Origin of the sequence: Exiguobacterium sp. AT1b (genome assembly GCF_000023045.1) — a bacterium.
Lineage (GTDB): Bacteria > Bacillota > Bacilli > Exiguobacteriales > Exiguobacteriaceae > Exiguobacterium.
The window spans coordinates 2336550-2360472 of record NC_012673.1 but is presented as its reverse complement, the minus strand read 5'-3'; the positions used below and the strand labels follow the sequence as shown (position 1 = coordinate 2360472).

Sequence of the window (23923 nt, the reverse complement as noted above, 5' to 3'; positions counted from 1 at the left end):
CTCATGATGAGCGCGGGGATGTTTCGTCATTTACTCTGCATTTTAAAGCGTAAATACAATTCATTATAGTAAGCGTTCATGCGCTTCCCTAGGTTTTCATACACTTCAAGGTTCTGCGTCACTTCACGAGACGGGTAGAATCGTTCATCCGATGTGACTTCCTCATCCAAGAATTCGAGAGCCGCTTCGTTCGGTGTTGAGTATCCGACATAATCCGTGTTACGTGCCGCAATCTCAGCATCTAACATAAAGTCGATGAACTGATGTGCCCCGTCCACGTTTTGTGCCGTACTTGGGATGACGAGGTTATCAAACCAGAGATTCGTGCCTTCTACCGGAATGACATACGTCAGTTCTTCGTTCTCATACATGATTTCTGACGCATCCCCGGACCAGACGACGGCTGCCGCTGCCTCACGGTTCGCCATCAGCATTTTGATTTCGTCTCCGACGATGGCTTTAATGTTCGGCCAAAGCGTCGTTAACTTTTCTTCCGCCTCAATCAACTCATCTTTATTCGTCGTGTTGAGGGAGTACCCAAGCGAGTTCAGGCCGAAGCCCATCACTTCACGTGTCCCGTCCGCAAGGAGAATGTCGTTCTCGAGCGGCATTTCCCACAGGTCGTTCCATGAAGTGATCTCACCATCGACTAGTTCCGGATTGTAGACGATCCCGACCGTACCCCAGAAATAAGGAACCGAGTACTTGTTACCCGGGTCGAACGATTTATCGAGGAAGCGCGGATCGATATTATCAAAGTTTTCGAGTTTATCGTAATCGATTGGGAGAAGGAGATTCTCCTCTCTCATCTTACTGATCGCATAATCGGATGGAACGGCGACATCAAAGGCCGTACCGCCTTGCTCAATTTTCGTGAGCATCGCTTCGTTCGAGTCGAACGTTTGATAAACGACCTTCAACCCGCTCTGCTCTTCGAACTCACCGATCAAGTCCTCATCGATATAATCTCCCCAGTTGTAAACGACAAGCGTGTTGTCGCCGCCGAATCCTTGCGCAGCATTCAGTTGCTGAATCCAAAGAAGGAGACCAAAGCTGACAATCAATGGTACAGCCAACATGATGACTAGTTTTTTCATCGTCTAACCTCCTTTGATCCTCGTTGCGCCAACACATAATATCCGATGACAAGGATGAGCGTGAAGAGGAACAGAATCGCAGACAACGCATTGATTTCAAGCGAGATACCTTGACGTGCCCGCGAATAGACTTCTACGGCGAGCGTCGTAAAGCCGTTTCCTGTCACGAAGAATGTGACAGCAAAGTCATCTAACGAATAGGTAAGTGCCGTGAAGAAACCGGCAAATACCCCTGGCGTGATATATGGCAGAATGACTTTCGTCAATACGTCCCACGTACTGGCGCCTAGGTCACGTGACGCATCAATCAACGTCGGACTCATCTCTTGGAGTTTTGGCAACACCAAGATGACGACAATCGGAACCGAGAAGGCGATGTGCGACAAGAGGACCGAATAAAAGCCTAACTGAATCCCTAGCATCGTGAAGAGGATCAAGAAGGAGGCCCCGATGATGACGTCCGGACTCACGATCAAGACGTTGTTCAATGATAAAAGCGACGTCTTCGTATACTTTTGTTTCGCCGTATAGATGGCGAGTGCCCCGATGACACCGAGCACGGTCGAAATCGTCGCCGAGAGCAGCGCGATGACGATCGTATTCAAGACGATGACGAGAAGTCTCGTATCCGTGAAGAGCGACTTGTACCATGCGAGGGTGAACCCTTCGAAGTTACTCATCGTTCCGCCACTGTTGAACGAGTAGAAGACCAAATATAGGATTGGCGCATATAAGATGAAGAAGACGGCCGCCAAGTATAAATTTGATAATTTGAATCGTTTACGTTTCATCGACGAACCGCTCCTTTCGCACCCCAGTCACGTGTGACGACCATGACGAGAACCATCGCCAAGATGAGGAAGACGGCAATCGTCGAGCCCATCCCCCAGTTTTGCGTGACAAGGAATTGTTGTTCAATCGCTGTACCGAGTGTGATGACTCGGTTCCCGGCGATGAGTCGGGTGATCATAAAGAGTGATAATGCCGGAATAAAGACAATTTGAATCCCCGATTTGACACCGTCAAGCGTCAACGGGAAGATGACACGTCGGAACGTCGTCCAGTTCGATGCACCTAAATCACGGGATGCGTAAACGAGTGATGGCGGTAGCTTCTCAATGGCGTTGTAGATTGGCAAAATCATGAACGGGATGAAGATGTATACCGAAACGAAGACGAAACTGAAATCAGTGAATAGAATCTGTTTCGTCCCAATACCGATTGCTTCTAAAAATTGATTCGTAATCCCGTACGTTCCAAAAATACCAAGGAACGCATACGCCTTTAACAACAAGTTAATCCATGACGGCAGCAAGATGAGCAAGAGCCAAAGCTGTTTGTGCTTCGTCTTCGTCAACAAGTATGCCGTCGGATACCCGACGAGTAACGAGAAGAACGTAATGAGGAACGCATACCAGAACGACGAGAGCGTCATCGACAAATACGTCGACGTGAAGAACGTCTGATAGTTTTCTAAACTCAAATTCCCATCGATATCAAAAAAGGAATAATAGACGACGAGAACGAGTGGTGCGATGACAAACAAGGCGATCCAAATCCAATAGGTCGTTAAATATACCGTCTTTGCGGTCTGATTAGTTTGATTCATGAGGGACCTCCTCGTAGGATTCGAGACGACGGTCAAATTCTTCTTCTGTTTCACCTAGTCGCATGACGTGAATCGCTTCTTCGTCAAACGTCAATCCGATTTTTGAACCGACGATTGATTTCTTCGTCGAGTGGACGAGCCATTCGTTTCCTTCTTGGTCATAACAGCAAATCTCGTAGTGGACACCTCGGAACAATTGAGAATCGACGTCGACGACGAGTTTCGCTGCATCGACCGATGTCATCTCTAAGTCTTCCGGACGAATGATGACCTCAACTTTTTCATTGCGGTCAAATCCTTGGTCGACACAGTCAAACGTTTTACCAGCAAACGTGACGATATTGTCTTCCGGCATGACACCCGGCACGATATTCGATTCACCGATAAAGTCTGCAACGAAACGGTTGATCGGTTCATCATAAATATCAGTCGGTGTCCCACTCTGAACGATTTTCCCGTTGTTCATGACGAAAATCTCATCCGACATGGCGAGCGCCTCTTCTTGGTCATGTGTGACGAAGATGAAGGTGATGCCAAGACGTTGCTGTAACTCACGAAGTTCATATTGCATCTCCGTACGAAGTTTCAAGTCTAAGGCAGAGAGCGGTTCATCAAGGAGAATGACCTCCGGCTCGTTTACAATCGCGCGGGCGATGGCGACACGTTGGCGTTGTCCACCTGACATCTCATCGATTTCGCGCGAGCCGTATCCTTCTAAGTTAACAAATTTGAGAGCCTGCTCCACTTTCGCTTTCACATCTGCTTCTTTCAATTTTTTAATGCGGAGACCGAATGCCACATTCTCAAATACGTTCAAATGAGGAAACAGCGCATAATCTTGGAACACGGTGTTCACTTGTCGTTTGTTGGCCGGCACATCGTTGATCCGCTTTCCGCTGAAGTGAATATCTCCTTCGGTCGCATCGGTAAATCCGGCGATGAGACGCAAAATCGTCGTCTTCCCACATCCCGATGGACCGAGAAGCGTATAAAACTTCCCACGCTCAATCTCAAAACTGATATCTTCAAGGACGACTGTGTCGTCGTAACGCTTTGACACGTGGTCAAAACGAATAATTGTCTCTGCATTCATGCTGTTTCCTCCTCTGTTGACTTATAAATATGAATGGGTCGCGACGATGAGACATTCACTCTCTCCATCGTTATCGTTGACGAGTTGATGCGAATCTGAGGCGACATAATAAAGGGTTTCCCCTGTCTTGGCAAAATATGTGTGGTTCCCTAATTTCAAGGCAATTTTGCCGGACAAGACGTATACGAGCGTCTCCGAACGTGAAGGCTCATATTGTTTGAACTCTCCATGTTTGAAAAATGTGACTAGGATCGGCTCCATCTCTTTTTCATTCGATTCCGGGATGAGCCATTCTGTCCGATATTTGCGTTCTTCATCTGTATAGATGGTGCGATCGTCAACGGTGTACACCACTTTTTGATTCAACTCTTCATCGAAAAACTCTTTCGGGGAACTCCCGAGGACATTCAATAAATCGAATAACGTTTCTAGTGAGGGAGAGCTTAAATCCCGCTCAATTTGAGAAATGTATCCTTTACTCAAATCTGTACGTTCCGCCAACTCCTCTTGGGTCAATCCTTTTTTGATCCGGAGCCGCTTAATGTTTTGACCTACTTCCAACGACTGAACGCCTCCTTTTTGTTTAGTGAAACATGAGTTCAACTAAAGAAAGTTTATCTATACTATACTTTAAAACAAACTATTAGCGACCTTCATTATAACGAATTGTTGAAGAATTGCAATAAAAAAATCACGCCCCAAGGACGTGACTCAGTGTAAATTCCGTTTAGACATCAAATGCTTAAACTTTTCGTTCTTCGTTTGGAACAAATGGAGCTGTGCCCCGTATGCATCGATCTGTTGAATGACGTATTGGAAAGCCTTTGCCTCTCCCGGATATGGTTCACCCGCCTTGGCAAGTGAGGTCTCAAAATCTTCCCATAACACTTCGACCCACGTCACCGCTTCTGAATCGTTCAAGACGTCATTCTTCTCTTTTAAAATGACCGCGAGCCGTTCGTATTGTTCGTTCCGGTTCATCGTTTCACCTCCGACAATTCTGAGAGCGGGATGGCCCGTTCTGTCATCTCGCCTTCAAACGTCCCCCAGCCCATGACACCGTTGACGAATTTCAAGCGAAACGGACGGTCATTGTAATTGACGACATATGTTTCACCTGGACGAAACGATGATGGGTCAATCAAATAGCTTTCGGCAATCGCAATCCGCCGAAGGACGACTTCGATTTCGCTGACCATGCCCATCTGTTCAGCTTTTCGTTTCCGTTCATGTAATGCTTGAATCTCTTGCTCTAACTCATATTTCGATAAGTCACTTAACCGCTTTTCCATATCGTTCACCTCGATGTAAGCGTATCAGATTTTACGAAAAAAGAAAAAGACGAGACTGAGTACGTGACTCAGTTCGCCTTGAAGTTGTAAAGTGGCTTGATGATTTGATCGATTTGAACGGCCGGTTCGATATAACGAACAATTTCTTTCATCGACTTATACACAAATGGTGATTCATCGATTGTCGATGGGCGAACCGATGTCGACCAGACACCTTCCATCGAACGTTTGAATTCTTTGAAATCGACGCGTTTCCGTGCGGCCGACCGAGACATGATCCGACCTGCGCCGTGTGGACCCGAGAAATTCCAATCTGGATTCCCTTTCCCCGTACAGATGAGCGAACCGTCCCGCATGTTCATTGGAATGATGACTCGTTCTCCTTCTTGTGCGGAGATGGCTCCTTTTCGCAGGATCATCGCATCATGGTCGATATAGTTATGGACGGTATCGAATTGATCGACGATGTTCCAATTCATCGCTTCGACGATCACATCCGTCATCGCACGACGGTTCGCCGCCGCATATTGTTGAGCGATGCGCACGTCATGCATGTAATCGTCCATATCCGCTCCCTCCACATAAGCCAGGTCTCGAAATGGTTTTCGTGACGCCCGCTCTGTTTCCAGGTAAGCCGAGATGTCTTGTTGTCGACCCGCAGCTTTCAAACGCTCAATTTCTTCCTTTACATCATGTGTGTCCATCATGTGTTGAATCGCTCGCTCCTGATAGTGATCGGCAATCTGCACCCCAAGATGGCGCGAACCGGAATGAATGACGAGAAACGTACGTCCCGAGTCATCTCGGTTCACTTCAATAAAGTGGTTCCCCGAGCCGAGCGACCCGACCGAGCGCAAGGCTCGGTCGAGTTTATACGGCGCTCGCACCTCTTCTAGTGGAAGTTCAGATGCGTATGGGTGAACTTTCTCCCGAATGTTCATTCCACTCGGTACGAGTTCACGAATGAGGTCGTCGAGTCGTTGAAAATCGATTCGTTTGGCTTTGATTTCTGTACAAAGCATCCCACACCCTAAATCGACACCGACCAGGTTTGGCACGACTTTGTCTTGAATCGTCATCGTCGTCCCAACGACCGACCCTTTCCCCGCATGCATGTCCGGCATGATCCGAATCGATGCCCCTTGTGTGAACGGTTGGTCGAGCAATGTTTCAATTTGATTCCGCGTCATATCATCGATTCGTTCGTTGAACACTTTGGCGCGGTTATATTTCCCCTTGATTTCCATGTGACCTCCTTAACTGATGGCTTGTTGTTTACTCTGTAATTCATGCATTCGGGCATAGACACCGCCATACTCGATGAGTGACTGGTGGTTGCCTCGCTCAATGATTCGACCGTGGTCGAGAACGAGGATCTGGTCCGCTTCCCGAATCGTCGAGAGTCGGTGCGCGATGACAAATGTCGTCCTACCGTACGTGAGTGTTTTGAGCGCATCCTGAATCAATGCCTCCGTCTCCGAGTCGACGCTTGCTGTCGCTTCATCGAGGACGAGGATGGCAGGGTCAAAGACGAGGGCGCGTGCAAAACTGATCAGCTGTCGTTCTCCACTCGAGAGTGAAGCTCCACGCTCGATCACCGGCTCATCGATGCCTTGCGGTAGCTGCTTCACGAAACGATCTGCCCCGACGGCTGCGAGTGCTTTCCATACCTGTTCGTCCGTAATCGTCTCATCGCCAAGCGTGACGTTCGTCCGAATCGTTCCAGTGAATAGGAACGGGTCTTGTAAGACGATCCCGAGATGGTCTCGTACCGCCTGCGTCGGTAGTTTTGTCACGTCCATGCCATCGATTCGAAGGACTCCGGCCGAGGGGTCGTAGAAGCGCATGAGCAAGTTCATGATTGAACTCTTCCCGCTTCCCGTATGTCCAACGAGTGCGACCGTTTCACCAGGAGCGGCGTGCAGTTCAATCTGTTGCAACACCGGTTTCCCTGCTTCATAACTGAAGGTCACGTCATCAAAGACGACATCCCCTTTAAAGCGTGGAAGACGTTCTGATGAGACCGGTTCCCCTTTCTCGTCGAGCAGTTGGAACATCCGGTCGGCCGAGACGAGCGCTTGTTGGAGTGGTGACAATTGGTTCATGATCTGTGTCACCGGCTCAAAGATCCGCGAGACATAGTCGATATACGCGTACAGAATCCCGAGTGTTAAGACACTTCCCGTACCAAGCGTTTGTGCCCCGACAAACCAGATGAGCAAGGCGAGCGCCATGTTTCGGAAGAAGTTGACGAGGTTGTGGCTCATCAACGCATCCAATTTCAACAACTTCCGTCTCGTTTGGAAGTTGTCGCTGTTCTTCTCATTGAACTCGTCATAAACGAGATTTTCGCGGACGTATGATTGAATGATCGGCATCGTTTGAATGCTCTCATTCAACTGCGCGTTCATATCCGCGACGAGTGCACGAACACGGAAGTTATTTTTTGTCGAGAAACGTTGGAACAACTTGATCCAGACGATGACGACCGGGATGATAATGAGCGAGACGAGCCCTAAACGCACGTCTAGGAAGAACATCGCAATGAGTACCCCAATCATCATGACGACACTTTGGAAGACGCGAGCGAGCACTCCTAAATACAGGTCGCGAATCGTCTCGGTATCATTCGTGACACGACTGACAATCTTCCCGATTGGTGTCTGGTCAAAATAGCGTACCGGAATCGTTTGAAGATGCTTCATCACGTCAAGACGCATCGTTTTGACGATTTTATGCGCCGACCGTTGTAGGAGCATCTGTTGTCCCCAGTTCAATCCGGCCGCAAATAGTAACAGGACGACGTACAATCCCGATAAGAGAAGGACAGCTCGTAAATCCGTTTGATAGAACTGGAACACGTCGGTCGACGAGAGCGCGGCAATGTTGTCATATGTCGCCGTCTCGTCTCCTCTTGAAATCGTCAGCACGTCGCCATCGACTTCACGGACGCCTCCGCTCATAATCGCCTCAGGTACGAGATAGTACCCATCGGTCGTTTGGACAATCGAGACCGGCTGAATCACATCTTGACCGTCTAGTCTCGTTTCTTTCTCATACGATTCTCCATTAAAGGAAACACTACCGCCGGATTCGACTTGAACCCAGTCACGCTCGATGGCGACGATATGCTCATCGATAATGATTTTGGCGATATACGGTCCGGCAAGTTCTGCGCCGACCGCTAAAAAAAGTAATGTCAGTCCGAGGAAGATGGAGCGTTTCACTTGTTTGGCATAGCCAACGAGTGAGCGGATCGTCTTCTTCCGGCGGACCGGATCTAATTCATATTGATCGATCATGAGAGATTCCCCCTTTCCCGGATTACTCCGACTCTCCTTGTCGAATAAATTGTTCATAGTACCAACCGTGTCGTTCCATCAGTTGGTCATGGGTGCCGCGCTCGGTGACTCGTCCGTCTTGAAGGACGAGAATTTGGTCGGCATGTGCCACCGCAGAAAGACGGTGCGCCACGATGAAGGTCGTCTTCGCCTCACGGCTCGTACGGACCGAATCGATAATGCGAGATTCCGTTTTCGCATCGACTGCTGAGAGCGAATCGTCAAGAAGCAGAATCTCAGGATTTTTCAGTAAGGCGCGTGCAATCGATAATCGTTGTTTTTGTCCACCTGACAGCATGACCCCTTGCTCCCCAACGACGGTATCGAGACCGTTCTCCAAGTGTTCGATGTCCGTATCGAACGCCGCGAGATGAATGGCTCTGTCGAGTGCTTCATCCGAAACATCATCCACTCCGAAACGAATGTTATCACGCACCGTTTTTGAGAATAAGAGATGCTCTTGTGACACATACCCACTCCAGCCACGGACCGTTTCAAGTTTAATGTCCGAGATCGGCACCCCGTTCACGAGAAGTGAATCGTCAATCGGATACTCCCGGAGCAATTGACGTAACAACGTCGTCTTCCCAGCTCCAGTCGGTCCGACAATTCCAATCGTCTCACCACGCGAGACGTGCAGGACGATGTCCTCTAACGACTCCCGATTCGCGTTTGGATAACGGAATGAGAGCGATTTGAAGGTGATCTTCTCCGGTACATCGATGTGAACCGTTCCAGTTGACGAAACGTCCGGTACCTCATTCATCGTCGTCTCAATCCGTTCCAAGCTCGCCGTTCCTCGTTGGACGACATTGATGAGTTCCCCGAAGGCATACATCGGCCAAATCAACATCCCTAAATAAATGTTGAAAGAAACGAGTTGACCGAGCGTGATGTCGTTCGTAAAGACGAGATACGTCCCGAACGAGAGTCCGATCAAATAACTGAGTCCGACGAGTAATTTGATGACCGGCTCAAACAAGACGTCGATTTTAGCGACATGCATGTTTTTCGCCATTACGTCATCCGTGATGTCATCGAACTTTTTCGTATCCGCCTCTTCTTGGACGAAAGAACGGACGACCCGAAGACCGGAGATGGATTCAACGACTTGGTCGTTCATCACGCCGAACGAATCTTGGGCTGCCGTGAACCGTGTATGAATCTGACTCCCAAGTTTATTCATCGACCAGGCGAGAATCGGCATCGGCAAAAGTGCTGCGAGCGTCAACTTCCAATCGATGAACACGCCCATAATCGTCAAGGCGATGAGCGTCATGTTGAACGAGTCGACTAATGTCATGACCCCAAATCCCGCTGTCCGCTCCACCGCTTTTAAGTCATTCGTCGCAAGAGCCATCAAGTCACCCGTACGATGTTGTTGATAGAAGCGCGGTGTTTGTTTGAGAAGGTGACCAAAGAAGCGACCTCTCAATTTCTTTTCAAGTAAAAAGGCTGTCCCGAAGAGTCGGGCAATCCACAAGTATGACATCACGTACGATAACACCATGATGCCGAGTAGCGACGATACAATCAGAATCAATCGCTCTGTCGTCAAACTTCCTTCACGAATCGCATCGATTGCCTGACCGATAATCCAAGGTGGCAGCATATCTACAACCCCTGTGATGATCAATAAGATGATCGCAATCATGTACGTTCGTTTCTGTCTTTTAATAAACCAATCCAATTGCTTAATCAGTTTCATGACTGATTTCCCCCTTCCGCCCAATCCATCCGAACACGCAAAAAAGCGCACTCCACCTGATTGTGCAACCAATCAAATGAAGCGCGCTTGAAGTAGTCTTCAGTCTTTTGCATGGTCAGGGAAAGGACACTACCCCTATCCAGCTGCCAATGTCACGCAGTTAAATACGAGTAGCCATATGATGTTTTGAGTGTGTTTGTGAGTGCAATGTTGTTCATCATTCTGGCTCCTCTCGTTTCATAGTTTTAAAATCTACTCAAACCTTAGCAGACTGTTCTGAAAATTGTCAACATTATTCTGTAAAAAAATTGTAACTTGATTCAGTTTAAGAAAAACATGCCTAAAATGAGACCAATGACCCCTGTGGCCGTCACGTAGTAAACCATCGGCATGAGCGTATAACGGATGATGGTTCCTTCTTTACCGAGCAGTCCCGCAACGGAAGCGACCGCTACGACGTTCAGCACACAGATCATGTTTCCTGCGTTCGCCCCGGCCATCTGCATCGATAAAGCGAGCGTGTTATCGAGTCCGACCGAGTCCGCAACGTTTGTCGTCAAACTCGAGAACATCATGTTAGAAAACGTCGCCGAACCTGAAACGAAGGCGCCGAGCGCCCCAATCCACGGTGCGACAAGTGGCCACACCCCACCGAACGTGTCAGCAGCTGCCGTCGCAAGCTCGACCGGCATCGAAGCGAGTCCGGCACCGCCATTTTCAGAGTGGATGAATATACGAACCATCGGAACCGACGCCGCTAACGTGATGGCCGTTCCGACGACTCCAAGTGTCGTCGCCTTAAACACCGATGTCACTTGTGACCAACTCATGTTGTGTAAGAAGAATGTCGCAATAATCGTCAGGATAAACATAAAACCTGGTGAATAAAACGGTTCCCAAGACGTCGAAACCCCTTCTACCCCGAGGATGTCCGGGAGATTGATCCGGACACTGCGAGAGAGTTCGTTTAAAAATGGGACAGTACGGGTGAGCACTAAGAAAATCGTCAAAATGAGATAAGGTGCCCACGCCTTCCACTGTGGTAATTCACGCGTGGTTGATTTGAGCGTCACTTTCTCAGTAGATGGTTCTAGTTCATCCACATATCCATCAAACGTCCAGACGCGTTTCGGCATGAGAATGCCTTTACGAGCCATGGCCACGAGGATGACGAGACCGGTTAAACCACCGAGCATGCCACCGAACTCAAACCCGAGGATGAGTGTCCAAATGTACGCCGGTACGCTGTACAACAGCGCCGCCACAATCGCGATCGGAAATACCTCGAGTGCAGGTTTTATCGACTTTTCCTTACTGAAGAAACGCGTCAACATCAAAATTAAAATGAACGGGATGAATAGACCGACTACCATGTCGATCAACACCGTCTGTAAGACGACCTCTGTCAAGAAGGCAATCGACTCAGGCTGGTTCACATCTAAAGATAGACCGTTCCCGATCCCGATAAGTGCCGGTGTCCCGACCGCACCAAATGTCACAGCCGACACGTCTGCGGATAATGCAATGACAACGGCGGCAATCGGCGGAAATCCGAGTGCGATCAAGAGCGGTGCCGCAACCGTTGCAGGCGTCCCGAATCCAGATGCGCCTTCAATAAATGAAACGAATAACCATCCGACAATCAAAACTTGAATACGCGGGTCAGGTGTGATGTTGACGAATCCGGAGCGAATCGCGTTCATCCCGCCCCCTTCTTTCATCGTATTCATCATTCCGATTGCCCCGTAGACAATCCATACTGTCGTGACGGCGATGACGAGTCCTTGTAATGTCGCCGCCATAATTCGTGTCGCATCCAATTGCCAGACGAAGAACGCTAAAATTGCCGTCGTCACGAGTGACAAGGGCATGGCTACCGATGCAGGTAAACGCATAATGACCAATAAGATGAGCACGGCCACAATCGGTGTCAGTGCTGTAATCCATTCTAAAATCGTCAATGTAGACCCACCTTTTCGTGTTTTCCCCTACCGTAAACAGATGTCCCATCACGATTCTTCTTCAGCGAGTCGATGTAACGTACGTTCAATCACATCATACGGAAATCCTTTGCGTCGAAGCTGCATCTTCATACGCTGTTTGCGCTCGAACGCATCGTACCCGCTGAACTTCCGACTCAACTTCTCAGCCTGTTTCAGACATGCCGCAACCTCGACATCTTCGTCCTCCTCTTCCCAAAAAGTTTGAATCGCCTCTGAAATAATATCAAAGGTAAACCCCCTTTGCATCAGGGTTTGTTGAATTCTTTGTTGCACTTCTGTGGCAGAACGACGATTCGTTTCCAGTTGTTTCCTTTTCACGAACTTTCCAGCCTTCTCGACGAGATCTTCGTGTGAGATTGTCGAAAGCACTGACTCGACAACGTCCGGTGGGATTCGGAGCTGTTCGAGCTCGCGTTTGATTTTGATCGGCCCACTTGGACTTGTGTTGAATTTCGTCTGGACATACGCTTTCGCGAACTCCTCATCGTTCAAATAGCGCTGCTCGATCAGTCGTGTGATGGCATGTTTGATAGCGGATTCACTTAACTCTTTCTTCACGAGATAGTCCCGTACCTCTGAGATGGCACGCATTCGATACGATAAATAATTGATGGCTAACTTATAGGCTTTCTGAGTTTCTTCCGCCTCAAGGACGTCTTGCACAAAATCGTCTTCGAGCTCCATCCCTTTTGTGAGCCCGTACTTGATGAACACATCGACATCGATAGCGAACGCGAACTCCTCTTTCCCTTCCCGTTCGATGAAGACGTTCAGTCGGTCTTGGTTCTTCTTCTGGGTCGTGAACTTTGCAATTTTCACAACGACTCCCCTCCATTCCATGTTTCTAACATATCACGTTCAAGAAACGTAGAGGATTTTTGATAAGTTAGAAGAAAGGGTATTCATCTGGATATACTGACTTATACCCATTTTAGAAACAACACATGATATCGGAGGGAATTTCATGAAAATCGCAATCACCGGTGGAACCGGGCTCATCGGTCAACCACTCGTTCGTGCACTGGCCGACGCCGGACATCAAGTCGTCGTGTTGACACGTCATCCACGTCCCCGCCATCGCGGTGTGTCGTTTATCGAATGGTTGACACCGAATAGTAAACCAGAAGAGGAACTCGAGGGAACAGATGCGTTCATTCATTTGGCCGGCGCCTCAATCAACGACGGGCGATGGACCCACAAACAGAAACAAGCCATCCTTCAAAGTCGAATCGAAGGGACGAAGGAAGTCGTCCGGATCATTCAACAGTTGAAACAAAAGCCACAGGTCGTCATCAGCGGCTCGGCCATCGGCATATACGGTGAAGATCGTTCCATTACGTATTCCGAAGAAACCCCATTACCGACACGAACTAATTTCCTCGGGAATGTCTGCGTCCTCTGGGAACAGGAAGCAGAACCCATTCGTGATTTAGGCGTTCGTCTTGTGACGATGCGCACCGGCGTCGTCTTATCGAATGATGGCGGTGCCTTCCCATTAATGAAACTCCCCTATCAGTTCGGGGTCGGTGGTAAAATTGGTTCAGGAGAGCAATGGGTTCCTTGGATTCATTTAGACGACCTCGTCCGCTTGTTCGTGCATGTCATCGATACCGATTCTATCGAAGGACCGGTCAACGGTACTGCACCTACACCGGTGACGATGAACGAGTTCGGGAAGACGATTGCGAACGTGATGCACCGTCCTCACTGGATTCCGGCACCTGCCCCAATGATGGAACTCGTCCTCGGTGAAAAGAGCGTCATCGTCCTAGAAGGAGCGAAAGTCGTTCCGACGAAGGCACTTCAACACGGTTTCGAGTTCCGCTATGAAACATTGGAACCGGCTCTAACACAACTACTACAAGATGCTTAAGGAGAATGAATTGTGAGTCACTTACTAATCCGAAATGCCCATATTTATCCAATCACTGCCCCCCACTTTTACGGAGACCTCCGTGTTCGGGACGGGAAAATCGTCGAAATGTCCGATTTACTTGAACCGACTGACGGGGAGCATGTCATTGAAGCTGAAGGAAACTTTTTATTCCCCGGCTTCATCGATGCTCACACCCACCTCGGATTATATGATGAAGGAACCGGCTCTGTCGGAAACGACGCCAATGAAACGGTCGAAGCGATGACGCCTCATGCTCGTGCGATCGACGGGGTATACCCCCTTGACGAAGGATTTCAAGAAGCGCTGATGGCAGGCGTGACCGCCGTTCAGGTCATGCCGGGAAGTATGAACGTCATCGGTGGTGTGACCAGTGTCATCAAAACACACGGTCGCTATATTGACGACATGATCGTCCGTCGTTATGCAGGACTGAAGATGGCACTCGGCGAAAACCCGAAACGGATTCATAGTATGGGAAAAACCGGTGATTTAACGCGGATGGGGATTATGGGGTTACTTCGTGAAGCGTTCCGTACCGTCGGGTCGACCAAAACGATCGGAACGTTCGGCAGCCAGATGATTCAACTTGCCCTCGACCGAGAGATGCCGATTCGCGTGCATGCACACCGCGCCGACGACATTTTATCTGTCGTTCGTTTTGCCCAAGAGTTTGATCTCGACTATCGCATCGAGCATTGTACAGAAGGTCATCTCGTCGTTGAAAAATTACAAGAACTCGGTGTGAAACATGTCACCGTCGGACCGACGTTTACTCGAAAATCTAAAATCGAGCTTCAGAACAAGACGTGGGAGACGTATCGCATTCTCCATGAGCACGGCATGATCGTCTCCATCACGACCGACCATCCGTACACGCCGGTCCAATATTTGAACTTGTGCGCCGGACTTGCAGCACGTGAAGGACTGCCTGTCGACATCGCGTTACGCGGAATCACCATCAATCCGGCTGAATCACTAGGTGTCGCCGACCGAATCGGCTCTCTCGAAGTCGGAAAAGATGCCGATTTGGTGCTTTGGAGTCACTTCCCGCTCGACTACTTATCGAAGCCGATTATGACCATTGTGAACGGTGAAGTCGTGTACAAAACGGACCGTGCTGAAACCCATCATGAGGTCGAGTAATTTTCATTATTTTTCATAAAGGTTTTTACGCATAATTTACTTGCTTTTTTAAAAATACTATATAAAATTATCTTGTAACTTCATAAAGCAGCCAAGGCGGTTCGAACAGCGAAGCCAGAAGTATGCTTTCGTTACGACTATTCTTCAGCGGTCTGAAATAGGAGGAGGAATGTAAAGGTGCTCAAATTTCGTGAGCTCACCGACTGCGCGGAGTTGTTCGAACTGATGCAACACCCAGATGTCTTTCCGTATGTCCGTCAAAAGACGGTCCATTTTGACGAGTTTTTATTTAGCACGAAGCAAATCATCGAGCTAGAAGAGCAAGGAAATATCATCTCACGTACCATCACGAACGAGTATGGCACCCCGATTGGGACGATTAGCTTGTTCGATGTCGAATCCGGCTATGGATTCCTCGGCACGTGGCTTGGCAAGCCGTATCACGGCAAAGGTTATAATCAAGTGGCGAAAGAGGCGTTCTTCTCAGAACTGTTCTTCGAGCTTGATATTGAGAGCGTATTTTTAAAAATCCGTAAATCGAATGAACGATCGATTGCGGCAGCAGAGAAGCTCCCGTACGCGTTTTGCGCGAACGAGATCCGCTCTGAACTGCTCGCGGAGATCAACCAAGGTGACGTGGAGTATGTTTTATACGAGGTATCCAAGTCGAGCTTCCAATTGTACTTGCATGCCCTGCACGTCCCGGAATACGAAGTGCCATACGAGGCACAACTCGAAGCATGAGCCAATTCTGTCAAAGAATTGGCTTTTTTGTGGCGTTTTTGTGTGGATTTGATGGAGGGAACTTGTCGGAGCCGAATAAATCTGTTCTAATTCGAAGAGATAGGTATGATAGAAGTATGAGGGATTTATCACAACTCCCGTTAACCGTTTTGCAAAGGAGAATGGCATATGTCAGAATCAATGTTTCGTATCCTCGTGACCGACGACGAAGAACAAATGCGCGATTTGCTTGTATCAAATTTAGAAAAAGAAGGGTATGAGACGGTCACCGCCTCAAACGGCCTTGAAGCGATTGAACGCTTGAAAGAAGAGACGTTCCATCTCGTCTTACTTGACGTGATGATGCCAGAACTCGACGGATTGACGGCCTGCATGCGCATCCGTGAGTTCTCAAACGTACCCATCATCCTGTTGACGGCACGCTCAGAAGAGCTCGACCGCATTCACGGCCTGAAAATCGGGGCAGACGATTACATCACAAAACCGTTTAGCCCACGCGAATTACTCGCACGAATCGAAGCGACGCTCCGTCGTACGCACAGCTTCTCGAAAGAACAAGAGGCGACGTTTGATGTCGGAATCCTCTCGATTGATATCGAAGGACGTGCCGTCAGTGTGAAAGGGAAGACCGTCAACTTGACACGAAAAGAGTTTGATTTGCTCTACCTGTTCATCACGAACGACGAGAAAGTATTCTCTCGTGAGCAATTGCTCGATCAAATTTGGGGGACCGAGTACCACGGGAACCTTCGCACGGTCGATACTCACATTAAGACGCTGCGCCTGAAACTCGGCGAGGCGGGCGGTTATATCCAGACCGTTTGGGGGATTGGCTACAAATTTGAGGCAAACGGATGAAACGATACACGATCAGGAAGCGGATTTGGATTACCATCTGGACAGCCAGCCTCTTCTCAGCGTTCGTGTTTCTCATCATGACGTTTTATCTGTACGACAAGTTCTATATCCAAACGCAAGAAGAACTGCTCATCAATCGCGGAGAGAAACTTGTCACCATCTATAAGGCCGACGGTTTCTCGGACGCGTTCGCCGATAGTATGACGTACACGAACGAATTGACCGAAACGAAAGTGTTCCTCTCTTCCGTTCGAGAGGACACACTCGGTTCCGGTAAAACCTTTTTAAGGCAGCAGGACCTCGAACGGTTGCAGGACGGATATGCCATCTCGGTGACCCGTAAGCATCCGACCGAGGACGTCGATATTTTGATGACCGCATTCCCTCTCATCCGTGACGATGAACTCGACAATGCGCTCATTCTGTACATGGAGCTCAGTAAAATCAGTGAACCGTTCCAACCGATTCGGCTCATGATCACGTTTTTACTCGTTCTCATGATTGTGAACTTGCTCCTATTCGGTAAGCAGATCATCGACACGATCATCCAACCGCTCATTCAGATGAAGCGCGCCTCTCAAGTCTATGCGCAAGGTGATTTCTCCCACCGCATCCCGATCGTCTACGACGATGAGATCGGTGAACTCGCAGACACGCTCAACTCGATGGCGGAATCGCTCGGACTTGTTGAAGAGCAGCGTAAAGAGTTTCTGGCTAACGTCAGTCACGAACTTCGCACGCCACTCTCCTACATCCGCGGTTATACCGAGATGCTTCAAGATGAAACGTTGGACGAAAAAACGAGGGCGCAATATTACGACATCATCGAGAACGAGACGAACCGACTGCAGCGCCTTGTCACGGACTTACTCGATCTCGCTCAGCTAGAGCGGGACTCATACCCGATGACGAAAGAACCGGTCGTGTACTCGCAAGTGCTTGAGGACGTTCTCTATCGGCTTGAACCGATTGCCCGGGCAAAAGGCGTGACAATCGAATCGGATTTAGACTTCGACTTAATCATTCTCGGTGACCATGACCGACTCGAGCAAGTCATCGGCAATCTTCTCGACAACGCGCTCCGATATACGGACGCTGGCAAGACGATTCATGTGAAGACGTTTGCCGAAACCGAATATGCAATCACAGAAATACGTGACGAAGGTCGAGGCATCCCGAAAGAAGATTTAGACAAATTAACGGAACGCTTCTATCGTGTCAATAAATCACGGACTCGAAAAGACGGCGGAACCGGTCTCGGTTTGGCCATTGCGAAGCACATTATCGAGCGGCATGAAGGATCCCTTCATTTCAGCTCTGAAGTCGGACAAGGAACGACTGTCACTGTCGGTTTGCCGCTTCTACCTGACGATGAATTTGATATGTAAAATAGGCAGCCGCGATGGCTGCCTTTTCATATGTCTTTCCCTTTATATTGTTCGGTTGACTCTTGCTCGAGTCGTTCACGTTCGGCATGTGTCTGCGGAAAACCGTTCGCCTGCCACTCGGCACGGTGACTTGAATCAAGTTGCGTGAGCCCTTGCTCCGCCTCATCCTGATCCGCATCGACACTTTCCCGCTCATCCATCTTCTGCCACGTATCTTCTTCCTCACGTTGCGAAAGCAGCGCCGCCACTTTTGGTGCAACGAGCGCCGCACCGGCAACACCTAAGACAATCCCCATCAACACTTTCCGATCCATCCTAACCCCTCCTTCACTATGCACTCTTCATTCCACCATTTTATAATCTCAAAACCATTATCGAAAACGTTTACAACATTTCTACGAGTGGAATGGCTAATGGAAGGAGGCGATTGAATGGAAAAGAAACGACCTACCTCGAAACGTCCGTTTGATAATCCAGACGCGGTAGACACGGATAAAGAGAGTATTTTTGACGAGGACGGCATGCAAACCGTCGACCCGATTCCTGTCGAGGAATTGAACGAACGAGTGAAGGATGAAAAGAATAAACGTCACTCGAAAGATGACTCGGTGAGTGAAAAGAAATATAAAGACAAATAAACAAGCTGCGGACGTTTGTCCGCAGCTTGTTTATGTTAAATCTTTTGGTGAAAATCCGTAAGGCAACATCTCTTCTTTCGTCATCACTTTCGTATCACCGTTCAAGTTCGCAAGAATCAACGTGAAGTCTTCGCCAGCGAATTCAGCGATCACTTGGCGACATGCACCACATGGCGAAATCGGGCCTTCCGTGTCACCGACGACGACGACCGTTTCAATCGCGTCACTACCTTCTGACACGGCTTTAAAAATGGCTGTGCGTTCGGCACACATCGATAGTCCGTACGAGGCGTTCTCCACGTTACACCCGGTAATTTCGTTTCCGGATGTATCGATGACGACAGCCCCCACATTAAACTTTGAATACGGTGTATAGGCGCGTTTGCGCGCTTCGATCGCTTTATGGACGAGTTCTTGTACGCGTTCTTGTGAGATCATAGGATGTTCCTCCGCTTCTATTTTTGAAAAGAAGTCTGACATCTGAACTATAGCGTGAAAACGCTTACGCGACAAGTCTTTTCACGGACTCGTCAATATTTTTTCTTTTTCTTTTTCTCGAAGACGACGACGGATTCGACGTGAGACGTCTGCGGGAACATATCGTACGGCTGTACGTAATTCACTTTGTATCCTGCTTTCATCAACTGGTCGGCGTCACGTGCGAGCGTCTGCGGGTTACATGACACGTAAACGATTCGCTTCGTTTTAGAAGAGATGATGGAATTGATCAATTGATGGTCCATCCCTGTGCGTGGCGGGTCGACTACGATGACGTCTGGAATCCATCCATCTTTTACCCAACGCGGAATCCAATGCTCGGCACGTCCTTCGACGTACGTGACATGGTTATAGCCATTCTCACGCATATGGTCATTGGCATCTTCGACCGCTTCCGGCACGACTTCCATTCCACGGATTTCTTTCGCGTAAGGGGCTAACCAAAGTCCGATTGACCCGACTCCCGCATAGGCATCGATCACACGTTCTTCACCCGTCAATCCTGCGGCCTCGACCACTTCACGGTACATTTTTTCTGTCTGTGCCGGATTCAACTGGAAGAATGCGCGTGGTGATAAATGATAGTGGACGTCATCTAGTCGTTCATCCATTTTCTCCTGACCAGCGATGTGGACCGTCCGATAACCGAAAATAACACCAGAACGGTTTGCATTGATGTTGATATGGAACGACACAACATTCGGCAATTCCATGATGCGGTCACTCAATTCATCTAAATCAGGGACATCTTCATGTCCGACGACCAAAACGACTTGAACATCGTTCGTGTTATACCCCGATCGGACGACGATGGTACGCGCGTACCCCGTGTCACGGCGTGCATCGTAGACGGGAATATCAAGTTCGTTTAAAATACGGACAATCGCATTGTTGATGTTCGTCGTGTCGCGTTGTTGGACCATACAGTGCTCGATCGGCACGAGATGGTTCGAGTTCGGCTTGTAGAGACCTGATACGATCTCACCGCGACGCGTGCCGAGTGGGAATTGTGACTTGTTCCGGTAATACCATGGATCTTCCATTCCGATTGTTGGACGGATATCTGATTTGTCCACGTTTAGTTTTGTCTTTTGACGGAAGGCGTTTCGAACGATTTCTTCCTTATACTCCATCTGCAGACGTGAACTCATATGTTGGATTTGGCAGCCCCCGCACTCATCGTAAATCGGACAAGGTGCTTTGACGCGGTCTTTCGAGTCGTTATCTCGTTTGACGACACGCGCTTCCGCATAGTTTTTTTCCACACGCGTGATTTCGACTTTGGCTCGTTCTCCCGGCAATAAGTTTGGAATGAAGATGACCATGCGATTGAGCGTCGCGATGCCTTCTCCATTAATGCCAAGTCGTTCGACCGTGACATCTTTAAAATCTCCTGTGATTAATTTCAATCTGATTCATCCTTTCGAGACGATTGTTCTAGGTCTTTGGCGTAACGCACTACTTTAGCGCGCAACGAATCAATGTCGGCTAACAGGCGATGTAAATCTTCAGGTGTCGTATGCTCGTCTAACGTATTCACTGATAGACAGAGTAATTCCGTTCTCGATTTTAGGACGTTCATCTTTCCGGCAGTATCTGTTCGTGATTTACCCATCTTGTAATCGCTCCTTTGGTTCGTGACAAAGAGTTGCTATTATAGCATACTATTTCGTGTAACTTGATGAAAAGGTGGAATCCACATGCAAAACATCTCCCCAACTTTCGACCCTTGGGAAGCCTATCTCGACCAAGTCGAACACGGTCGACTCGTCTTATCCAACGTCGAAGTCACTACAACAAAGCTGTGTAACATGCGCTGCGAACATTGTGCGGTCGGTTATATGCTCGACCAAACGGAAGAACCAGAAGTTCCGCTCGACCTGTTGATTCAACGACTGGATGAGATCGAACATTTGCGTGCCTTCTCCATCACAGGCGGTGAACCGATGCTGTCCATGAAATCGGTCCGCAACTATGTCGTTCCATTGTTACGTTATGCGAAAGAACGTGGGGCCCGTACGCAAATCAACTCGAATTTGACGCTACCGTTATCTCGCTATCATCTTATTACCCCTTACTTGGACGTTTTGCACATTTCGCATAACTGGGGCACCGATGCCGATTTCCTTGAAGGCGGATTCGCGATGATGGACCGGAAACCGAGTGAAGAGGCCCGATTGAAAATGCTCCAGACGATGAAAGACAACGCACGTGCTCTCACATCTGAAGGAATCATTGTATCCGCGGAGACGATGATCAACAAGCGGACGATTCCTCATTTGAAAGAAATCCATGAAGAAATTGTCTCACTTGGTTGCCAAAGACATGAGGTTCACCCAATGTACCCCGCAGACTTTGCTAGCGCTCTCGAATCGGCATCGCTCGCTGATACTCGACAGGCCATCCATGACTTACTCGATGTCCGTGACGAGAACGTATGGATGTTGTTCGGGACGTTGCCATTCTATGCCTGTTCTGACCTACCTGAAGATCGTGCCCTGTTGAAGCGACTTCATGAAACAAAAAACGTGACCGTTCGAAACGACCCGGATGGCCGTTCCCGTCTCAACACGAATATCTTTGACGGACAGATTATCGTAACCGATTTCGGTGATGAACTCGGTTCCCTTGGCACCGTCTATGACACATCATTCCAAGAAGCGTATGATACGTGGACGAACAGCCAATTGAACGCTACACTCTCTTGTCACTGCCCTGCCGTGAAATGTCTCGGTCCGAACGCACTCGTCAAACAAGCCTATTATCCGACGGTCGATTTTCAATCTCGAAAAGCTACATCGTTTTAAATATTTCGATTCGGGAAATGTTCTGTATATTAAACGAATCGAGGTGCGTGTAGATGACTGCGATTTATATCCTCATGATCACCGTGATGGCCATCATTATTTTTGGCGGAGTACTGAGCATCTTATTGACAGCCGCATTCGTTTCAGACAAAGTAGAGCATGATGAAATGTTTAGTCAAGGCAGTTGGGATGATGAATTGCTACATTTGAATCACTCTCCACAACCGATTGACGACACGAAAAGCTGAGAACCTTCTCGGCTTTTTACTTTGACTTCATGAGGTGAATCTATGCTCCGTTTTCGTTTTATGATTTTACTATTGATTGTGTTTATTTCCGGTTTGATTCAAGGTGCGCTCATCCCACTCTTATCGACATTAATTGAACGGGATGGGGCCCCGGCCTGGGTGAACGGACTGAACGCGACGATGCTTTACGTCGGTGTGATTGTCTCAGCACCTCTTTTGGAGCGATTCGTCCGCAAATACGGATTTCGACCGACCATCGTCCTCGGTATCGTATTGACGGCTGTCGCGACTTTCGCTTTACCGATTTGGCCGTCCTTACTCGTTTGGGCGATGATGCGCTTCTTCATCGGATTCGGTGACTCGGCACTACACTACGGGTCACAAGTATGGGTGACCTCAGCAAGTGAAAAGCGCAGTCTCGGTCGAGCGATGGCGTATTATGGCATGTCGTTCAGTCTCGGTTTCGCCATCGGTCCATTGATCGCACCACTCGTCGACCTATGGTTTTGGTTACCGTTCCTCATCATCGTCTTCTTCTGTCTCGCATCATTGATGCTCGTCTTTAAAGTCGAGAACGAGTTTCCGGAGGTCGAAAAAGTGAAGACCGACTCGAAAGGACGAATTCGACTGATTCTTGTCGGTGCGGGATACACGCTGCTCCCTGCTTTTACATATGGGTTTCTCGAAGCGAGTTTAAATGCCAATTTCCCCATTTTCACGTCTCGGAACGGGATGAGTTTGACGGAAACGAGCACGCTCATCACAACGTTCATCGTCATGTCGATTGTCGTTCAGCTTCCTCTTGGTCGTCTCGCAGACTTGTACGGTAAGAAACGGATCTTACAAATCGTGCTGACGTTTGGTACCCTCGTATTCGCCTTGGCGAATCTTGTTGTCGATTCCTATATCGGTCTACTCTTCCTATTCGCACTTGCCGGCGCCGGGCTAGGATCGACTTATTCACTCGGTTTGGCGCATATGACAGAGGTGCTTCCCCGTTCGTTACTGCCGACGGGAAACATGCTCTACAGTATTTCATTCAGCATCGGCTCGATCTCAGGTCCGATGATCGGTGCCTTCTGGCTGTCTTTACCGAAAGAGATCTATTTCTTTATGTATGCCGTCATTCTCGGTATTCTAGCGCTACGACTCTTCACGTCGACCGCTAAACCAATCGACTTATAAACAAAGGCAGATGGTTCCCATGAACCATCTGCCTTTGTTTTATTCCACTACTCGTTCCAATTCATCGTCGTTTAACTGTAAAGCTCGGATGAACACTTCATCTAGCGCGAATGGTTCAGTGTCTAGCGAAGCGAGTACATCGGATTTTAGCGTCACTTCTACGACACGGTCATCGAACTGCCATCTCGTCTGAATATCATCACCTTGTCTTGTGGCGCGGGTCGCCACTGGACCGTGACGTTCTTTTAAACTTTGACTCACGCACTTCATCACGTACTTGACGTACTCATCTTTCGGCTGACGTGAGATGAGAATGTTTCGAACGATTCGATTTCTAGTCATTGTTTCTCCTCCTCCCTTTGAATGATTGCGCA

Annotated in this window: 26 protein-coding genes; 9 read left to right on the top strand and 17 right to left on the bottom strand. The window is 48.7% G+C overall.

The annotated features are described in order from the left end of the window. Window positions 1–26: 26 nt before the first annotated feature. From EAT1B_RS12285 to recX, 12 genes are all read right to left on the bottom strand, one after another. Window positions 27–1097, bottom strand: coding sequence for a PotD/PotF family extracellular solute-binding protein (locus EAT1B_RS12285; protein WP_015880888.1), 1071 nt, complete (start codon window positions 1095–1097; stop codon window positions 27–29). Beyond that, window positions 1094–1888: an ABC transporter permease gene (locus EAT1B_RS12280; RefSeq protein WP_015880887.1), complete on the bottom strand. Its 795-nt coding sequence runs from the start codon at window positions 1886–1888 to the stop codon at window positions 1094–1096. The genes EAT1B_RS12285 and EAT1B_RS12280 overlap by 4 nt, the downstream gene beginning before the upstream one ends. Next, entirely contained in the window at window positions 1885–2706 is an 822-nt protein-coding gene (locus EAT1B_RS12275) for an ABC transporter permease (protein WP_015880886.1), read from the bottom strand. Before EAT1B_RS12275 ends, EAT1B_RS12280 begins: the two co-directional genes overlap by 4 nt. Continuing rightward, window positions 2693–3799: an ABC transporter ATP-binding protein gene (locus EAT1B_RS12270; protein WP_015880885.1), complete on the bottom strand. Its 1107-nt coding sequence runs from the start codon at window positions 3797–3799 to the stop codon at window positions 2693–2695. The genes EAT1B_RS12275 and EAT1B_RS12270 overlap by 14 nt, the downstream gene beginning before the upstream one ends. A gap of 21 nt (window positions 3800–3820) precedes the next feature. Next, entirely contained in the window at window positions 3821–4360 is a 540-nt protein-coding gene (locus EAT1B_RS12265; protein WP_015880884.1) for a helix-turn-helix domain-containing protein, read from the bottom strand. Window positions 4361–4510: 150 nt separating this feature from the next. After that, window positions 4511–4780 carry a YfhJ family protein gene (locus tag EAT1B_RS12260; protein WP_015880883.1) on the bottom strand — a complete coding sequence of 90 codons (270 nt, stop codon included), beginning with the start codon at window positions 4778–4780 and terminating at the stop codon, window positions 4511–4513. Continuing rightward, window positions 4777–5091 (bottom strand): YfhH family protein, encoded by a 315-nt coding sequence (locus tag EAT1B_RS12255; RefSeq protein WP_015880882.1) that lies wholly within the window; start codon window positions 5089–5091, stop codon window positions 4777–4779. Before EAT1B_RS12255 ends, EAT1B_RS12260 begins: the two co-directional genes overlap by 4 nt. Before the next feature lie 68 nt (window positions 5092–5159). Further along, a complete protein-coding gene (locus EAT1B_RS12250; RefSeq protein ID WP_015880881.1) occupies window positions 5160–6338 on the bottom strand; it encodes an RNA-splicing ligase RtcB in 1179 nt (392 codons plus the stop codon). A 9-nt stretch (window positions 6339–6347) separates the two neighbouring features. Further along, window positions 6348–8393 (bottom strand): ABC transporter ATP-binding protein, encoded by a 2046-nt coding sequence (locus tag EAT1B_RS12245; RefSeq protein WP_015880880.1) that lies wholly within the window; start codon window positions 8391–8393, stop codon window positions 6348–6350. A gap of 22 nt (window positions 8394–8415) precedes the next feature. Then, complete coding sequence (locus EAT1B_RS12240) at window positions 8416–10140, bottom strand: ABC transporter ATP-binding protein (protein WP_015880879.1); 1725 nt, start codon at window positions 10138–10140, stop codon at window positions 8416–8418. Between the two features lie 320 nt (window positions 10141–10460). Further along, window positions 10461–12101: an L-lactate permease gene (locus tag EAT1B_RS12235; RefSeq protein ID WP_015880878.1), complete on the bottom strand. Its 1641-nt coding sequence runs from the start codon at window positions 12099–12101 to the stop codon at window positions 10461–10463. Window positions 12102–12149: 48 nt separating this feature from the next. Beyond that, window positions 12150–12962, bottom strand: coding sequence for a recombination regulator RecX (recX, locus tag EAT1B_RS12230; protein ID WP_015880877.1), 813 nt, complete (start codon window positions 12960–12962; stop codon window positions 12150–12152). A 145-nt stretch (window positions 12963–13107) separates the two neighbouring features. Here recX and EAT1B_RS12225 point away from each other — a divergent pair, with 145 nt between their 5' ends. The 5 genes from EAT1B_RS12225 to EAT1B_RS12205 all read left to right on the top strand — a co-directional run bounded on the left by EAT1B_RS12225 (window position 13108) and on the right by EAT1B_RS12205 (window position 18173). Further along, entirely contained in the window at window positions 13108–14016 is a 909-nt protein-coding gene (locus tag EAT1B_RS12225) for a TIGR01777 family oxidoreductase (RefSeq protein ID WP_015880876.1), read from the top strand. Window positions 14017–14028: 12 nt separating this feature from the next. Next, on the top strand, window positions 14029–15183 hold the full coding sequence (locus EAT1B_RS12220) for an amidohydrolase (protein ID WP_015880875.1): 1155 nt from the start codon (window positions 14029–14031) through the stop codon (window positions 15181–15183). Between the two features lie 177 nt (window positions 15184–15360). Beyond that, window positions 15361–15927, top strand: a complete 567-nt coding sequence (locus tag EAT1B_RS12215; RefSeq protein WP_015880874.1) for a GNAT family N-acetyltransferase — start codon at window positions 15361–15363, stop codon at window positions 15925–15927. A gap of 168 nt (window positions 15928–16095) precedes the next feature. Further along, entirely contained in the window at window positions 16096–16785 is a 690-nt protein-coding gene (locus EAT1B_RS12210) for a response regulator transcription factor (RefSeq protein WP_015880873.1), read from the top strand. Next, complete coding sequence (locus tag EAT1B_RS12205; RefSeq protein ID WP_015880872.1) at window positions 16782–18173, top strand: cell wall metabolism sensor histidine kinase WalK; 1392 nt, start codon at window positions 16782–16784, stop codon at window positions 18171–18173. Before EAT1B_RS12210 ends, EAT1B_RS12205 begins: the two co-directional genes overlap by 4 nt. Before the next feature lie 26 nt (window positions 18174–18199). Here EAT1B_RS12205 and EAT1B_RS12200 read toward each other — a convergent pair whose 3' ends face one another. Beyond that, window positions 18200–18487, bottom strand: coding sequence for a hypothetical protein (locus EAT1B_RS12200; protein ID WP_015880871.1), 288 nt, complete (start codon window positions 18485–18487; stop codon window positions 18200–18202). Between the two features lie 117 nt (window positions 18488–18604). On the opposite strand from EAT1B_RS12200, the gene EAT1B_RS12195 reads away from it, so the two are divergent. Beyond that, window positions 18605–18811 (top strand): hypothetical protein, encoded by a 207-nt coding sequence (locus EAT1B_RS12195; RefSeq protein WP_015880870.1) that lies wholly within the window; start codon window positions 18605–18607, stop codon window positions 18809–18811. A 30-nt stretch (window positions 18812–18841) separates the two neighbouring features. Here EAT1B_RS12195 and EAT1B_RS12190 read toward each other — a convergent pair whose 3' ends face one another. Genes EAT1B_RS12190 through EAT1B_RS12180 form a run of 3 tightly spaced genes read right to left on the bottom strand, consistent with a single transcriptional unit; the run spans window position 18842 to window position 20924 of the window. Continuing rightward, on the bottom strand, window positions 18842–19291 hold the full coding sequence (locus EAT1B_RS12190; RefSeq protein WP_158303584.1) for a cytidine deaminase: 450 nt from the start codon (window positions 19289–19291) through the stop codon (window positions 18842–18844). A gap of 50 nt (window positions 19292–19341) precedes the next feature. Continuing rightward, window positions 19342–20718, bottom strand: coding sequence for a 23S rRNA (uracil(1939)-C(5))-methyltransferase RlmD (rlmD, locus tag EAT1B_RS12185; RefSeq protein ID WP_015880868.1), 1377 nt, complete (start codon window positions 20716–20718; stop codon window positions 19342–19344). Continuing rightward, complete coding sequence (locus tag EAT1B_RS12180) at window positions 20715–20924, bottom strand: hypothetical protein (RefSeq protein ID WP_015880867.1); 210 nt, start codon at window positions 20922–20924, stop codon at window positions 20715–20717. Before EAT1B_RS12180 ends, rlmD begins: the two co-directional genes overlap by 4 nt. Window positions 20925–21009: 85 nt before the next feature. Here EAT1B_RS12180 and yfkAB point away from each other — a divergent pair, with 85 nt between their 5' ends. From yfkAB to EAT1B_RS12165, 3 genes are read left to right on the top strand one after another with little or no spacing between them, the layout of a single operon-like run. Beyond that, window positions 21010–22116 (top strand): radical SAM/CxCxxxxC motif protein YfkAB, encoded by a 1107-nt coding sequence (yfkAB, locus tag EAT1B_RS12175; RefSeq protein WP_015880866.1) that lies wholly within the window; start codon window positions 21010–21012, stop codon window positions 22114–22116. Window positions 22117–22169: 53 nt separating this feature from the next. Further along, the gene (locus EAT1B_RS12170) at window positions 22170–22364 is read left to right on the top strand and encodes a hypothetical protein (RefSeq protein WP_015880865.1); all 195 of its coding nucleotides are present in this window, start codon (window positions 22170–22172) and stop codon (window positions 22362–22364) included. Between the two features lie 42 nt (window positions 22365–22406). Then, on the top strand, window positions 22407–23549 hold the full coding sequence (locus EAT1B_RS12165; RefSeq protein WP_015880864.1) for an MFS transporter: 1143 nt from the start codon (window positions 22407–22409) through the stop codon (window positions 23547–23549). A gap of 39 nt (window positions 23550–23588) precedes the next feature. On the opposite strand, the gene EAT1B_RS12160 is transcribed toward EAT1B_RS12165, so the two are convergent. Continuing rightward, window positions 23589–23891 (bottom strand): hypothetical protein, encoded by a 303-nt coding sequence (locus tag EAT1B_RS12160; RefSeq protein WP_015880863.1) that lies wholly within the window; start codon window positions 23889–23891, stop codon window positions 23589–23591. Window positions 23892–23923: the final 32 nt, after the last annotated feature.

Excerpts from the sequence above, each read along its gene's own strand:
- EAT1B_RS12245 (WP_015880880.1), bottom strand. The coding sequence starts at position 8,393 with ATGATCGATCAATATGAATTAGATCCGGTCCGCCGGAAGAAGACGATC.
- EAT1B_RS12225 (WP_015880876.1), top strand. The coding sequence starts at position 13,108 with ATGAAAATCGCAATCACCGGTGGAACCGGGCTCATCGGTCAACCACTC.
- EAT1B_RS12250 (WP_015880881.1), bottom strand. The coding sequence starts at position 6,338 with ATGGAAATCAAGGGGAAATATAACCGCGCCAAAGTGTTCAACGAACGA.
- EAT1B_RS12205 (WP_015880872.1), top strand. The coding sequence starts at position 16,782 with ATGAAACGATACACGATCAGGAAGCGGATTTGGATTACCATCTGGACA.
- EAT1B_RS12195 (WP_015880870.1), top strand. The coding sequence starts at position 18,605 with ATGGAAAAGAAACGACCTACCTCGAAACGTCCGTTTGATAATCCAGAC.
- EAT1B_RS12255 (WP_015880882.1), bottom strand. The coding sequence starts at position 5,091 with ATGGAAAAGCGGTTAAGTGACTTATCGAAATATGAGTTAGAGCAAGAG.
- EAT1B_RS12280 (WP_015880887.1), bottom strand. The coding sequence starts at position 1,888 with ATGAAACGTAAACGATTCAAATTATCAAATTTATACTTGGCGGCCGTC.
- EAT1B_RS12260 (WP_015880883.1), bottom strand. The coding sequence starts at position 4,780 with ATGAACCGGAACGAACAATACGAACGGCTCGCGGTCATTTTAAAAGAG.
- EAT1B_RS12270 (WP_015880885.1), bottom strand. The coding sequence starts at position 3,799 with ATGAATGCAGAGACAATTATTCGTTTTGACCACGTGTCAAAGCGTTAC.
- EAT1B_RS12285 (WP_015880888.1), bottom strand. The coding sequence starts at position 1,097 with ATGAAAAAACTAGTCATCATGTTGGCTGTACCATTGATTGTCAGCTTT.
- EAT1B_RS12165 (WP_015880864.1), top strand. The coding sequence starts at position 22,407 with ATGCTCCGTTTTCGTTTTATGATTTTACTATTGATTGTGTTTATTTCC.
- EAT1B_RS12275 (WP_015880886.1), bottom strand. The coding sequence starts at position 2,706 with ATGAATCAAACTAATCAGACCGCAAAGACGGTATATTTAACGACCTAT.
- EAT1B_RS12170 (WP_015880865.1), top strand. The coding sequence starts at position 22,170 with ATGACTGCGATTTATATCCTCATGATCACCGTGATGGCCATCATTATT.
- EAT1B_RS12160 (WP_015880863.1), bottom strand. The coding sequence starts at position 23,891 with ATGACTAGAAATCGAATCGTTCGAAACATTCTCATCTCACGTCAGCCG.
- EAT1B_RS12190 (WP_158303584.1), bottom strand. The coding sequence starts at position 19,291 with ATGTCAGACTTCTTTTCAAAAATAGAAGCGGAGGAACATCCTATGATC.
- yfkAB (WP_015880866.1), top strand. The coding sequence starts at position 21,010 with ATGCAAAACATCTCCCCAACTTTCGACCCTTGGGAAGCCTATCTCGAC.
- EAT1B_RS12240 (WP_015880879.1), bottom strand. The coding sequence starts at position 10,140 with ATGAAACTGATTAAGCAATTGGATTGGTTTATTAAAAGACAGAAACGA.
- EAT1B_RS12180 (WP_015880867.1), bottom strand. The coding sequence starts at position 20,924 with ATGGGTAAATCACGAACAGATACTGCCGGAAAGATGAACGTCCTAAAA.
- EAT1B_RS12200 (WP_015880871.1), bottom strand. The coding sequence starts at position 18,487 with ATGGATCGGAAAGTGTTGATGGGGATTGTCTTAGGTGTTGCCGGTGCG.
- EAT1B_RS12210 (WP_015880873.1), top strand. The coding sequence starts at position 16,096 with ATGTCAGAATCAATGTTTCGTATCCTCGTGACCGACGACGAAGAACAA.